At 47.9% G+C, this 13,244-nt stretch carries 11 protein-coding genes and 1 pseudogene; all 12 read right to left on the bottom strand.

The genetic code is table 11. The annotated features are described in order from the left end of the window. Positions 1–340: 340 nt before the first annotated feature. A complete protein-coding gene (gene dnaJ, locus A3GK_RS0103915) occupies positions 341–1,501 on the bottom strand; it encodes a molecular chaperone DnaJ (protein WP_018028180.1) in 1,161 nt (386 codons plus the stop codon). Between the two features lie 21 nt (positions 1,502–1,522). After that, entirely contained in the window at positions 1,523–2,080 is a 558-nt protein-coding gene (locus tag A3GK_RS0103910) for a nucleotide exchange factor GrpE (protein ID WP_018028179.1), read from the bottom strand. A 65-nt stretch (positions 2,081–2,145) separates the two neighbouring features. Next, complete coding sequence (locus A3GK_RS0103905; RefSeq protein ID WP_018028178.1) at positions 2,146–3,261, bottom strand: ABC transporter permease; 1,116 nt, start codon at positions 3,259–3,261, stop codon at positions 2,146–2,148. A gap of 4 nt (positions 3,262–3,265) precedes the next feature. Then, complete coding sequence (locus tag A3GK_RS0103900; protein WP_018028177.1) at positions 3,266–4,390, bottom strand: ABC transporter permease; 1,125 nt, start codon at positions 4,388–4,390, stop codon at positions 3,266–3,268. Beyond that, positions 4,387–6,095, bottom strand: a pseudogene (locus A3GK_RS11855) (ATP-binding cassette domain-containing protein). The gene A3GK_RS0103900 and the pseudogene A3GK_RS11855 overlap by 4 nt, the downstream one beginning before the upstream one ends. A 9-nt stretch (positions 6,096–6,104) precedes the next feature. Beyond that, on the bottom strand, positions 6,105–7,025 hold the full coding sequence (locus A3GK_RS0103885) for an HlyD family secretion protein (RefSeq protein ID WP_244860720.1): 921 nt from the start codon (positions 7,023–7,025) through the stop codon (positions 6,105–6,107). After that, positions 7,022–8,320 carry a TolC family protein gene (locus A3GK_RS0103880; RefSeq protein WP_018028173.1) on the bottom strand — a complete coding sequence of 433 codons (1,299 nt, stop codon included), beginning with the start codon at positions 8,318–8,320 and terminating at the stop codon, positions 7,022–7,024. Before A3GK_RS0103880 ends, A3GK_RS0103885 begins: the two co-directional genes overlap by 4 nt. 3 nt (positions 8,321–8,323) lie before the next feature. Next, positions 8,324–9,106, bottom strand: coding sequence for a formate/nitrite transporter family protein (locus A3GK_RS0103875; RefSeq protein WP_018028172.1), 783 nt, complete (start codon positions 9,104–9,106; stop codon positions 8,324–8,326). 416 nt (positions 9,107–9,522) lie between these two features. Further along, the gene (locus tag A3GK_RS0103870) at positions 9,523–10,695 is read right to left on the bottom strand and encodes an FtsX-like permease family protein (RefSeq protein WP_018028171.1); all 1,173 of its coding nucleotides are present in this window, start codon (positions 10,693–10,695) and stop codon (positions 9,523–9,525) included. A gap of 55 nt (positions 10,696–10,750) precedes the next feature. Further along, positions 10,751–11,107 (bottom strand): 30S ribosome-binding factor RbfA, encoded by a 357-nt coding sequence (gene rbfA / locus A3GK_RS0103865; protein WP_018028170.1) that lies wholly within the window; start codon positions 11,105–11,107, stop codon positions 10,751–10,753. A 15-nt stretch (positions 11,108–11,122) separates the two neighbouring features. Then, positions 11,123–11,770 carry an O-methyltransferase gene (locus A3GK_RS0103860; protein ID WP_018028169.1) on the bottom strand — a complete coding sequence of 216 codons (648 nt, stop codon included), beginning with the start codon at positions 11,768–11,770 and terminating at the stop codon, positions 11,123–11,125. After that, positions 11,767–13,221 carry a pyruvate kinase gene (gene pyk, locus A3GK_RS0103855; protein ID WP_021903648.1) on the bottom strand — a complete coding sequence of 485 codons (1,455 nt, stop codon included), beginning with the start codon at positions 13,219–13,221 and terminating at the stop codon, positions 11,767–11,769. Before pyk ends, A3GK_RS0103860 begins: the two co-directional genes overlap by 4 nt. Positions 13,222–13,244 lie beyond the last annotated feature (23 nt).

The raw sequence follows: 13,244 nt of genomic DNA, 5'->3' as shown, positions 1-13,244 counted from the left end.
TTAATTCCTCCTATTTAGGGAGGCGAATAGGTGATCTGATAGGTGGTCTGAAGAAGCTATAACATCCATAAAGAGAACGAGATGTGCTTTACTTCCCAACACAAAGCTATCAACCAAAAAGAATACGGCAAGGCGGTGTCTCCGCTGCGCTACGACAGCCTTGCCTTAATTCTTTCTTGGTCTATCTTTGTTGTTTATGGGAAGCAAAGCGAAAAAAATAAGTACATTTGCAGTTCAAAGAGGCATTCTGCCTTACACACTTTTTGGGTTACTACCGGACGAACCCCTTCGGGGTATAATAATGAGCAAAAAAAAACACCCGCTAGGGTGTTTTTTATCTTTACATTTCGTATCTGGCTCGTTGCTGCTCGATTAGCTTGCGCTTATCGGCCTCGGAAGGCTCGAAGTGCTTGCTTTGACTGAGCTGCTCTATCAGTTTCTTATCCTTCGCATCTAGCTTGTCTGGGATAAAGATGTGTACGACGATCAACTGATCGCCCTTGCCGGCCCCTCTCACACTTGGTAGTCCCTTATTCCTCAGTCGCAATATCTTGCCCGACTGAGTTCCTGGCTCAATGGTTACCTTAACCTTGCCATCAAGTGTGGGTACGACCACTTTATCGCCTAGTAGAGCTGTAGTGACAGGAATGAGTAGGTTGTAAACCACATCATTGCCGTTGCGGATAAACTCTGCATCGCTGATCTCCTCAAACTGCACTAGTAGGTCGCCATTCGGTCCTCCATTCGGTCCTGCATTTCCCTTGCCACGCAGGGTCATTTGCATACCCGAGGCGACACCAGCTGGTACATTGATCTCTATCAACTCTTCGCCTTGCTCTATCCCAGTTCCCGAACAGTGGGTACACTTATTCTTGATCACTTGTCCCGTACCATTACAGGTGGTACAGGTGGACTGGGTTTGCATGCGTCCGAAGATACTATCTTGCGTCCGAATGACACGACCCGAACCGTGACAGGTAGGGCAAGTCTCCTTGCTACTTCCCGCCTCTGCACCTGAGCCGTGGCAGTGGCTACAAGCTACGTTTTTCTTTACCTTGATCTTCTTGGTGGTGCCATTGAGTACCTCCTGTAGCGTCACATGGATACGTACGCGAAGGTCACTGCCATAATTGACGGTACTTCCTCCGCCTCCTCCAAAGCCACTGAAGCCTCCAAAGCCACCGAAGCCGCCCATACCTCCGAAGAGGTCACCAAACTGGCTGAAGATATCCTCCATGGACATACCACCGGCACCTCCAAATCCAGCGTTGCCATCTACTCCTGCATGTCCATACTGGTCGTAGCGAGCTCGCTTATCGGGATTGCTAAGGACGTCATACGCCTCTGCTGCCTCCTTAAACTTCTCCTCGGCCTCTTTGTCACCAGGGTTTCGGTCGGGGTGATATTTAAGTGCAGTCTTGCGGTATGCCTTTTTTATCTCATCGTCCGAGGCACCTTTACTGACACCAAGGACCTCGTAGTAGTCTCTCTTTTCTGCCATTATTGTCTTGCTCCTCTGCTATTAATTGCCTACCACCACTTTGGGGTGACGAATTACCTTGTCATTGAGGGTGTAGCCAGTCTGTACACAATCAATCACCTTGCCCTTTTTATCTGCCTCCTCGGTAGGTACCATAGCGACTGCTTCGTGTTGGTCGGCATCAAAGTCCTTGCCGATCACCTCCATGGCATTGACCCCCTGTGCCTTGAGGGCAGAGACAAACTTATTTTGTATGATCTCTACTCCCTCCACTAAGCCTTCTACCGACTCCGCCTGCTTCATATTCTTAATGGCTAGTTCGATATCATCCATAATATCTAGGAAGCCCCCCACTATCTTCTCACCGCCATATTTGATGAGGTCGCTCTTCTCCTTCAGTGTACGTTTGCGGTAGTTTTCGTACTCCGCACGCAATCTTAGGTAGTCGTCTTGAAGCGACTCTAGCTCGCTCTTCAGTGCCTCTACCTCATCTACTTCTGTTGGCTGCTCCTCTTGATTTGTTTCCGTGTTCTCTGAGGTCTCAACCTGCTCCTCATCGAGGAGCTGCTCCTCTCTCTCTATATCCTTATCTTTCTTCATATCTTCTTATTTGATTTATGTTTCTATCCTATTACTAGCAATAACCTTGCCAATCGGCCCAATTGTCAGTCGGCTCGTTTCTTGTGCGTCACTACTGCAATAACCCCAAATACCACTAGGAATGCGAGTAGAGCCAACAAGTCGGGGACTATCTCTAGGAAACCAGATCCACGTAGGTAGACCATTCGGGTGAGGCGATTGAAGTAGGTGAGGGGGTTGGCGTAGGCGATCACCTTTGCCCAAGCTGGCATGGCATCAACAGGGGAGAAAAGCCCACTCATTAGGAAAAATATGAGGATAAAGAAGAGGGTGAGGAACATTGATTGCTGCAATGTCTCAGAAAAGTTGGAGAGAATTACCCCCATAAACGAAAGAGCGATAGCAAAGATCAATACGCAAAATAGGTAGAGAAGTATGCTCCCTTGGAATGCTAGCCCATAGACCCAATAGATAACCGGAATGCTGATGAGGACAGAGATGATTGCCAATATCCAAAACGGTATAATCTTGGAGAGGATAAGAGTGGAGCGACGGATAGGGGTCACATTGAGTTGCTGGAGTGTCCCTTTTTCCTTCTCTTGTACAATGCTCATAGCTGGGAATATACTGCAGTACATGGTGAGCATAATGACCAGCAAGGCAGGTAGCATAAAGTACTTGTAATTGAGTGTACTATTGTACCGATAGGTTGGGAGTACGGCTATTGGTTCGATCTCTTCTTGCGAAAGCCCAAGCTCCTCCATCCGTAATTGCTTCGAATAATGTTGTACCAATCGGAGTAAGTAGCTCTGTGCTAGTCCAGCTTGTGTGCCATCCACCGCATTGATGAGCAGCTGTATCGAAGGCTCTTCTTGTAGCTGTAGCTTTTCGCTAAAATCTTTGGAAAAGACCATCACTGCCTTTGCTTTCCCTTGCTCAATATCATTCAAGGCAGATGGATAGTCGGGGTAAATACTTTGCACCTCTATGCTTTTCGTTGCCTTCAGCTTACCGATCAATCTTTGGGCATACCCGCCTGTATCGCTATTGACTATGGAAATCTTAAGTGACTTCAGCTCCTGAGTTACTGGCCACGGAAAGAAGAAGAGCACCATAATGGTGTAGAATATCAGCACCCCAACGATGACAGGGTTTCTGGAGAGTTGTTTGAACTCCTTTTCAAGTAAATAACCTAGTACCATCTTTCTACTTCAATCTTGGGCGAATACTTACAATCGCGATGGTGAGCATCAGTACCGCAAAGAGGGTGAGGGCAAGAACCTCTTGCCATATTCCCATAAAGGAGAGCCCCTGTATCATCACCTTTCGTGTGGCACCGATGTAGTAGGTGGCCGGCACGAGATAGGAGATCCATCGGAGGGCGGCCGGGATATTGGCCAGGGGAAAGAGCATGCCTGTGAGTAGAATGGTGGGCATCATCATACCAAAGCCTGAGACCACCACTGCATCTCTCTGCTGGCTAACCAGACTGGAGATCGCCAACCCAATAGCAAGTGCGACGAGTACGTAGAGCATTGTAACCAAGATGATGAGCAACAACGAACCTCGGATAGGTACTCCTAGCACAAAGTAGGAGAGTATCAGGATAGAAGCAATGTTGATGAGCGACACCACAAAGTAGGGCACCGCTTTCGCTAGAACCATGGTAGTGGCGTGCACTGGAGAGACCAGTAGTAGCTCCATACTTCCTCGCTCCTTCTCGCGAGCGATGCTCACGCTAGTCATAATGGTGCAGAGCACAATCAGAACCAGTCCCATAATTCCTGGCACAAAGTTGTAGCTCGACTTCATCATCGGATTATAGAGCATTCGGCTATTGACCTCTATCGAATAAGGAAGTCGGCTATCGCCACCAATATCCTCTACCACTACACTTTGTAGCAGTGCAGAGGCGTAGGATACCCGTATCTCTCCCGCATTAGGGTCGGAGGCATCCACCACCATCTGCACCTGCGTCGGCTGTTTTCGGTAGATACTTGCCTCAAAGGCGGTGGGCATCACAATGAAGAGATCCAACTTATCCTTTTGAAGTAGCTCCTCCGCCTCAGCCACCGAAATATGCTCCTCATAGAGTATAAAGTCGGGATGACTTCGGATCTTCGCCTCTAGTCGCTGCGTGTATCTATCTGGCTCCAAGGTGACTAATGCGGTACGGATATTGGTCACCTCCATATTGAGTGCAAAGCCAAAGAGTAGTAGCTCCACCACCGGCATAAGTAGCAGAATTAGCAATGTATAAGGGTCTCTAAAGATATGGATGAACTCCTTAGAGACAAAGGCATGGAATTGCTTAATACCTGACGCTTTCATTCTACTCGCCTCCCCTCTCTCGCCAATTGCTTAAATACCTCATCCATATTGCGTGCCCCCGTCTTTTCTTTGAGCTCATCAGGAGTCCCCATAGCCTTAATCTCACCATCCACCATAATAGAGACCCTATCGCAGTACTCCGCTTCATCCATATAGTGCGTAGTGACGAATACGGTAATCCCTTGACCGTAGGCTGCCTCGTAGATCAGTTCCCAAAATTGTCGCCTAGTAACGGGGTCCACCCCTCCAGTAGGCTCATCGAGAAATACGATCTGAGGCTGGTGAAAGATAGCAATGGAGAAGGCCAACTTCTGCTTCCACCCAAGTGGCAGCTTCTTCACCAAGGTCTTTTGGTATTCCAGAAAGTCAAGTCGCTTCAGTAACTGAGTAGTTTTCTGCTTGATCTCGGAATTGGGAATGCGATAGATGCCAGCAAAGAGGCGGATATTCTCCTCTACCGTAAGATCTTCATATAGGGCAAACTTCTGGCTCATATAGCCGATATGCTTCTTGATCTCTTCGTTTTCATGCAGGATATCGCACCCAGCCACCTGTCCCTCGCCACTCGTTGGTTTGCTCAATCCACATAGGATCTTCATCGCCGTGGTCTTGCCTGCTCCATTGGCCCCAAGGAAGCCAAAGATTTCTCCCTTTCTCACCTCAAAGGAGATATGATTGACCGCCAAGAAACTACCAAACGCTTTGGTGAGCTCCTTGACCTCAATCACTATTTCATTTTGATCGCTGACTCTCATAGGCTCCCTTATTCGGTTTTTGAAAGTAGTAAAAAGGCATCCTCCAATCCAGCTGTGATGGGGCGAACCTCACCACTTCCAATATGTCGGGCAATATCACTCGCTTCTACTCCTGCCTCGGTAGTGATGTGAAAGACGTCGCCAAAGGCAAAGCTATTGATCGCCCTTGGGAAGCTGTTGAGCCTTGCGAGTAGCTCCAGTCGGTTCTCCCCTTTCACCTCAAAGATAGGGTAGGGGTATTGCTTGGTGAGTTGCTCAGGACGATCAATCGTGAGGAAATTCCCTTCTTGCATAAAGGCCAAGCGGTCACACTGCTTTGCTTCGTCCATATAGGGAGTTGAGACCACGATGGTTACCCCTTGCTTTGAGAGTTTATGGAGCATATTCCAAAGGTCTACTCTACTGATCGGGTCAATGCCAGTAGTCGGCTCGTCCAAAAAAAGTATCTCGGGGCTGTGAATAAGGGCTGAGGAGAGTGCCAGCTTCTGCTTCATTCCTCCCGAAAGTGACTTTGCCTTGCGGTGCTTAAAAGGCTCTATCTGACTGTAGATGTCCTTTATCTGATCGTACTTCTCGGCGATAGTCGTATTAAAGATGGTGGCAAAGAAATTGAGATTTTCCTCCACCGAGAGGTCGGGATAAAGTGAAAAGGTGCCCGGCATATAGCCCACTACCTGTCTCAGTGCTTTGTAGTCCTTCACTACATCATATCCCACTACTCGGGCGGTGCCACTCTCGGGTAGCATTAGAGAGCAGAGCAGTCGGAAAAGCGTGGTTTTGCCAGCCCCGTCAGGACCGATCACCCCAAAGATTTCCCCTTGTTCCACTTCAAAGGTCAACCCACCGGGAGCAGTCCCTACACCTACTTTCCCCCCTGTAGGGGATGAAAAAGTAAGTCGTAGTCCCTCTGCCGATATGGCTGCTGCTTTCTCACTCTGTACGACACTCATACCACACTTTTATCGTACTACCTCTCCGTACATTCCTATCCGAAGGGTGCCATCAGAATTAGGCACACGCACCTTAATGGCATAGACAAGATTGGAGCGCTCATCATCGGTCTGTACCGTCTTGGGCGTAAATTCTGCCCGACTAGAGATCCAGGAGATCGTACCTGGGTAGCTACGCTTCTCTCCATTCTCTCCATCCACCTGCACCTTTACTTCATCGCCTAGGTGGAGAGTGCCCAATTGGTCATTCTGTACGTAGGCTCTTAGGAATAGCGTCTCAAGATTGCCCACTCTAAATAGCGGGCGCCCCTGCCCTGCTAGTTCCCCACGGTGAATATAATTGGCTAGTACCGTACCGCTGATCGGTGCCGCAATCTTTGATCGCTCAATCAAATCATCCACCTGTGCCACCTGTATGTCTATGGCAGAGCTTTGGGCAGTAATCTGACTACTTTGATTAGAAAGCGTACTGCGAGCAGCCGAGAGCTGACTTTCTACGGCAGCTATGCCACTATCTAGGTCATCTAGTTGCTTCTGTGTCGCCACCCCAGCTTTTAGCAGACGAGCGGTTCGGTCGCGATTGGATTGTAGCTCCTCCAACTTTACCTCCAGAGCTTTGGTCTGAGTTGCGATATTTGGCTGATTCGCCCTTACCCCTTTGCCCGAGCGAAGGAGTGCTTCACGCTGTAGAAATAGCTGAGTAGTATCTACCAGTCCTACTTGCTCCCCTTGCTGAATGTTGCTTCCCTCTTCAATCTTCCACTCTAGCACTCTGCCATTCACCTCGCTAGAGACCAGCACCTCGGTTGCTTCAAAGCTCCCCGAGCCGATCACTTCGCTTTTCTGGTTGTGGCAAGCCGATAGGAAAAGTGTAGCAGTAGCCACTGCTAGCCACCCCATCCAATGATCCCATTGATTCCTTTTTATCATAGTCCTAATCTATTTTGTACACGATACTTAGCCCTTAAGAGCTGTAGTTGGTCAACCTCTAGTGTCCTTTTGGCTGCATCTAGTTTGCTCTTCTGCTCCAAATACTCCGAGGTGGCAAGTGTACCCTCCTCTTCACTCTTCTTGGTGCGATTCAGTACCCGCTCTAGGGTCTCCACTAGCAGTTTGTCGCTAGTGATCTGTGTCTCATACCTCTCTACTTCATTGTATGCTTCACTCAGTTCACGTTGGAACTCCTTTTCGAGTGATGCTCGCTCAAGCTCTACTAGACGTTGACTTTGGTGGAGCTTCTTTTTTTGTGTCGAAAGATCGTATAGTTTGCCAAAGTTCCAGCTCAGCTTCGCTCCTGCAATGTAGTAGAATGAGGGGTCGGGGTTCATCATATTCAGACCAGGTCGACCATATCCCCCTCTAGCAAATAGAGCCAAAGTAGGCATTCCTTTAGCTAGATAGGCCTTCCAATCGGCCGATAAGCTCCTCAGCCGGCTATCCAGTAGCAGATGCTCAGCCCTATTGGGTGCCACCCGAGACCCCTTTTCAGTGGGGAGGGCGGGCAAACTAGGCAATTGTGCCACTGCTCCTTCTGAGAGCTTCAGCCCTGTATATATAGAGAGCGTTTCTAGCAGAGCCTTCCGACTTTGCTGGAGCTGATCACTCGTTTGCTTTGCTTTGATTTGTTCTACAGTAACCAAATCTAGGTCATTTTCGCTAGCCATCCCGGTGGCCAGTAACGAAGTAACCTTATCGGCTTGGCGATCGAGTTCCTCAATCACCACCTTCTGTAGCTCCATCTGCTTATCCACCAATAGCAGAGCAAAGTAGAGCTCCACTACCGCATCACGTACCTTTTTAGCACGAACTTCAGTCTCTGCTTGTTGAGCCACCGTCTCCGACTTTATCGCCTCGGTGCCGGCTTTTACTCTACCACCATCCCAAATCAGTTGCGTCACCTGAAGATAGGTATTGTACTGAAAGTGAGGTATCTTGGGCAGATCCGGAGGGGGCACCTTGATCCCCATCACCTCTGGCATCTTGATATCCAATTCCACCACATCGCTGAGATAATTAGCAGAAGCCTCTAGCGAAAGCTGAGGGACGTAAGCCAACCAAAGTGCCTTGCGTAGCTCTTCCCCAAGCTTCCCTTGGAGCTGCATCTGTTCGGCAGTAGGGTGGTGAGCAGTAGCCGCTTCTAGGCACTCCCCAAGCGTGATGCTCTGAGCCTGCAATGCTAGTGTGTTGAAAACTACTAGTACTAGCCAAATAACTCCTCTTTTCATAGTTTACTTTTTTGATCCGTAGGCATAGCTATAGACCATACCTACTAGGATAGCTCCTCCTACAATATTGCCAAGTGTCGCGGGAATCAAGTTATTCCAAACCATCTCCCATACGGTCACATCGGCACCCGACATAATCCCCATAGGGATATAAAACATATTAGCAATGCTATGCTCGAAACCGAGCGTCACGAAGACCATCACAGGGAGCCAAAGCCCCACCAATCGGCCAAACATTTCATTCGAACTCATTCCCAGCCAAATAGCAAGGCATACCAACCAATTGGCACCAATCCCTTTTAGAAATATTACGTGCCAAGGCTGCGAAACTTTACTGCTAGCTATACTAGCAATGCCACTTTGCCAAGGCTCTACTTGTAGTAACCCTGTTAGATGTGCGAGAAAAAAACAAACCAGTACCGCACCCACAAAGTTGGTAAGCCATGTCATCAGCCAGTTGGCAAATACGTATCTCCACGAGATAAAACCTTTACGAGCACCAGTGAAGAGGACTGCCGTATTGCCGGTGAATAACTCCCCTCCTACTAGTGAAATGAGTACTAGACCAATAGGGAATGCTAATCCTTGTATGAGCCTAAAAAAACCAGGAGACCCCTCCGTAATACCTTGTGATCCATAGGCTAAATAAAAGGAAAATAAACCACCTAAAGAGATGAATGCACCACCTAGGATGCCTAGAACTGCTAGCTTAATTTGCGACCCCTGATACTTATTAAGTGCCATTTGCTCTGTATTCTTTAGCACTTCAGCGGGTGAGTTGATCATATTACGTTTGTTATATTATTACTAATTAATTATTGACTCCCTCGTACAAAGGTACCAAAAAAGAGTGGGGCAACCATATGTGGCGATTTTAGGCACAAGGGTGACGCATTTGGTTACTCTTACTATAACGCTGTACAGGTAGGTCAAAAGTTGAGATGCAACTAAGCAATTGGCGAGTTGCAACTAAGCATTTGCCGAGTTGCATCTCGCCGATTGCTTAGTTGCATCTCGGTTGACGCTTATATATGATGTTGAATTTCAGTGAGTTATGAGGGTCGCATTTTGCTCTTTTTTAAGCGGTTTTTTCAAACTCTGAAAAGGTGAGTCCCCGATGGTACAAAAAAAGGTGCCTTCGCACCTCTAATACATAACCCCGTACTTTGGATAGGAGTTGTAAGAAACATAATAAGCAGAGCCTACCCTCGTTTATTCCAGCGGAAAAGTCGGAAGGCAATGAGACTACTCAGTATGCCAATCACCAGGATCACTAGTGAGACAAGCAGTAAGTCGAGTGGTCGGTAGTCTACAGGATAGGCCTCAATAAGGAACATTGAGGTATCTCCTCCTCCTAGCTTCGCAAAGCCAAACTGCTGCTGGAGCCATACCAATACTGACCCTACCACTAAACCAATTACCAAGCCCGTTGCTGAGAGTAGCCACCCTTCAATCAAAGGAATCAAATTGATCATCCTATCCCTTGCTCCGAGAAACATCAGCGTGCGAGCATCTTCTCGCTTTTCAATAATCAGCATACCAAGCGTACTGATCACACTAAAGAGGGAGAGCAGTAGCACAAATAGGAGTAGTACAAAGGAAAACCACTTCTCTATCTGTAGGATTTTATAGACATCGGGGTGTTGCTGATACCTGTCAAGGATCTGAAAGCCCTCTGGCACCTCAATCGGTGCTGAGAGGGCTAGATATCCTACCTCATCTTCATCGTACTGTAGAAGTCTCCGCACCTCATCTAGCAGTACAAATACCACCTCCGTATCCTCTGCTTGATCGGTACTGAAAATGCCTGTAATATGGTAGCTACCGCTCTGAAAGCTTCTAAGAGGGTTGATGGTAGAGATACGCCCTAGTCGCTTTGGCAGCATCACCTCCAGTGGTGAGACATATCCTGCTCCAGCCCCTAATGGCATCGCCACCCCTAGGCCTAAGATAGCTGTAGGTACCTCAGTAGTCCCAAGGTCAAAGTCTCCAGAAAAAAGATACTCTTGCAATGGCACTATCTCCGAGTAGCCATCACCCAATCCTACCAACTTGATAGCGGTGCTATTATCCTCAAACCGTGCTACCGCCTCCGTTTCGAGCACCCCAACTCCCTCACTGATCCCGTAGGCAGAGGGTGAAAAAGGTTGCCCATCATTTCGCTGTAACTTATATTCGGGCGATAGGCTAGAGAGCTGTGAGGTGGTGAAGAGCTCAAAGCCATTGAATACAGAGAGTACCACCACCATAGCAGTAGTGACTAGAGAGATCCCTAGCACTGCTATGATAGATAGGATATTGACTGCGTGGGTACTCTTTGGCGAAAAAAAGTAACGCCATGCAATCCTAAATGCATTGGTGAAGTGGTACGACATATAGCCTGAACGGTTGGTAGAAAGCTTCCTAAAAGAGGAAGTAGCTCCAAGCGGATTACTCCTTAGTTGGTTGGTCAGTTAGCCCCAGTAGTTCATCAATTCGCTGAGCGTAGGCCTCACTATTATCTATCTCAAAGATAAGCTCTGGGATATGTCTTAGTTGTGACGCCATCCGATTGCCTAGGTCATAGCGAACCGTCGAAGCATTCTCTTTAATCCACTTCATCATCTCCTCCGCCCTTTCATCGGGGAAGATGCTGAGGTACACTCGAGCACTACTTAGGTCAGGTGAGAGCCGTACCTCCGTTACCGATATCATGATCCCTTTGGTTTTACGGGTCTCCTCCTGAAATAGTATTCCTAGTTGGCGTTGTATCTCTCGTGCTACTTTTTTAGTTCTTAGTTGATCCATAGTTATCTCCTTTTATTAGTTAATCATGATCATTGTGAGCCCATCTCGCATCGGGAGGATCACTTTCGATACCCTCTGATCTTCGGCCACAAGTTGGTTAAATCTACGTATTCCCACAGTTTGTGGATCGTGAAAATTATCGTGCCATACTTTTTCGCCCCAAAGCGTGTTATCGGCCAATATGAGGGCGCCCTTGGGGAGGCGAGAGGCGAGCAATTGGTAGTACTCAGGGTATTGAGCCTTATTGGCATCGAGGTAGACTAGCTGGTACTCCTCTAGCGGTAGCTCGCTGATGATCTCAAGAGCATTACCCATCAGTAGCTCCACTCGATCCTCTACGCCCGCTTGCTGGAGGTGGTCAAGGATACGACTACGCAATTCGTCATTCAGCTCTATCGTGGTGAGCTTTGCTCCCTTCGGCAAAGCCGTGGCGAGGGCAATGGTAGCATAACCGACAAAAGTGCCTATCTCTAGTACCTTTGAGGGCTTCATCAGCTCTACAATCATCTGGAGAAACAAGCCCTGAATATGCCCAGACACCATGCGGGGATGGGTGAGCGTGAGGTGAGCTTCTCTACTGATTTTGGCCAATAGATCTGGCTCTGGTGAGGAGTGGGTGGCGATGTACTCCTCCCTTGCTAGCTCCTCTAATCGCCGATTCATTTCTTTTGCTCTTCCTCGCTATAGAAGTCAAGTAGGTCACTTACTCTATTAAATTCAAGGCTGGTAGTGCCCACCTCATTGCTTAGGGTACCTCCAATATAGGCGATGAGGTCATCTGTCTTCAGCAGGCCACGCTCCAAAAGTGTCTTTACCGCCTTGACATAATACTGGCGCCTATTGTATCCCTCATGACTCAGGTAGATAGGATAGACACCGAAAGAGAGATTGAGCTGACGGGTAATGTATTGATCCTTACAAATAGCATAGATCGGAGCCTCTCCTCGGTAGGCACTTAGGTTGCGTGCACATCTTCCCGAAGCCACATCGGTGATGATCGCTTTCACTCCAAGCCGGAGGGTGGACTTCACGGTGTACTTTGCTAGGTAGCTAGTAACCCCTAGGATATCATTTTCGCCCTTACGAAGCTTAATACCGCCCCGATAGCTAAGATGCTTCTCCGCCTCTACGATGATACGCTTCATCGTCTTAACCGCATCCACAGGGTATTTACCATTGGTAGTTTCCCCACTCAGCATCACCGCATCAGTATTCATCAAGATAGCACTAGAGACATCCGATACCTCTGCACGGGTAGGGCGAGGATTGTGGATCATGCTGTGGAGCATCTGTGTGGCAATGATTACTGGCTTCTTCTTCAGGATACAGCGGTGTACAATATCATTTTGGATGGCTGGAATCTTCTCGAAGTCTATTTCAATGCCAAGGTCGCCTCGAGCGATCAAAATACCATAGCTGGCATCAATGATCTCATCAATATTATCTACTCCCTCTTGATTTTCAATCTTAGAGATAATCTTGATCGCCTCGCCACCATTTTCATCTAGGATACGGCGTACCTCATCCACATCTTTATGGCTACGTACAAAGGAGTGAGCGATAAACGCAAGCCCTCTCTCTATCGCATAGAGGATGAATTGATGATCTCGGTCACTCACTGCAGGTAGATTGATATGGACATCAGGCACATTGACACTCTTGCGAGAGCCTAAGACGCCATCATTCTCTATCACACAGTAGAGCTGCTCTGTATCCTTGTCTAGCACCTTAAGACCCACTTCGCCATCATCAATCAGGATGCGAGCACCTACAGGTACATCGTGTACAAAGTTCTTGTAATTCACATAGATACACGCTTCGGTGGAGGTTCCCTCAGGGTCGGCCGCTATGGTGATCTTATTTCCGGCTACGAGGTTAGCTTGATGCTCAAACTTTGTGGTGCGTACCTCTGCCCCTTTGGTGTCAATCATAATTGGTACCTGAGGATCTACGCTACGGACGTTGTCAATTATCCGATCAAATCCCTCCTTATCAATATGTGCCGAGTTGAGTCGAACGACATTAACACCGGCATCAAATAACCTTTTAAGAAACTCTGTGTCACATCTTTGGTCAGAAATTGTGGCAACTATTTTTGTCCTTTTATTGTCCATAATCAATCAATCGTAATATATAC

It is taken from the genome of Porphyromonas somerae DSM 23386, assembly GCF_000372405.1.
Classification (GTDB): domain Bacteria; phylum Bacteroidota; class Bacteroidia; order Bacteroidales; family Porphyromonadaceae; genus Porphyromonas_A; species Porphyromonas_A somerae.
Note: the sequence above shows the minus strand (reverse complement) of the source record. Positions and strands in the feature narration are given on the sequence as shown.

What these genes read in the sequence shown, in the direction of transcription:
- rbfA (WP_018028170.1), bottom strand. Translation starts at nt 11,107, where the DNA reads ATGGATCAACTAAGAACTAAAAAAGTAGCACGAGAGATACAACGCCAA.
- A3GK_RS0103875 (WP_018028172.1), bottom strand. Translation starts at nt 9,106, where the DNA reads ATGATCAACTCACCCGCTGAAGTGCTAAAGAATACAGAGCAAATGGCA.
- A3GK_RS0103905 (WP_018028178.1), bottom strand. Translation starts at nt 3,261, where the DNA reads ATGGTACTAGGTTATTTACTTGAAAAGGAGTTCAAACAACTCTCCAGA.
- dnaJ (WP_018028180.1), bottom strand. Translation starts at nt 1,501, where the DNA reads ATGGCAGAAAAGAGAGACTACTACGAGGTCCTTGGTGTCAGTAAAGGT.
- A3GK_RS0103870 (WP_018028171.1), bottom strand. Translation starts at nt 10,695, where the DNA reads ATGTCGTACCACTTCACCAATGCATTTAGGATTGCATGGCGTTACTTT.
- A3GK_RS0103910 (WP_018028179.1), bottom strand. Translation starts at nt 2,080, where the DNA reads ATGAAGAAAGATAAGGATATAGAGAGAGAGGAGCAGCTCCTCGATGAG.
- A3GK_RS0103900 (WP_018028177.1), bottom strand. Translation starts at nt 4,390, where the DNA reads ATGAAAGCGTCAGGTATTAAGCAATTCCATGCCTTTGTCTCTAAGGAG.
- A3GK_RS0103860 (WP_018028169.1), bottom strand. Translation starts at nt 11,770, where the DNA reads ATGAATCGGCGATTAGAGGAGCTAGCAAGGGAGGAGTACATCGCCACC.
- A3GK_RS0103885 (WP_244860720.1), bottom strand. Translation starts at nt 7,025, where the DNA reads ATGATAAAAAGGAATCAATGGGATCATTGGATGGGGTGGCTAGCAGTG.
- A3GK_RS0103880 (WP_018028173.1), bottom strand. Translation starts at nt 8,320, where the DNA reads ATGAAAAGAGGAGTTATTTGGCTAGTACTAGTAGTTTTCAACACACTA.
- pyk (WP_021903648.1), bottom strand. Translation starts at nt 13,221, where the DNA reads ATGGACAATAAAAGGACAAAAATAGTTGCCACAATTTCTGACCAAAGA.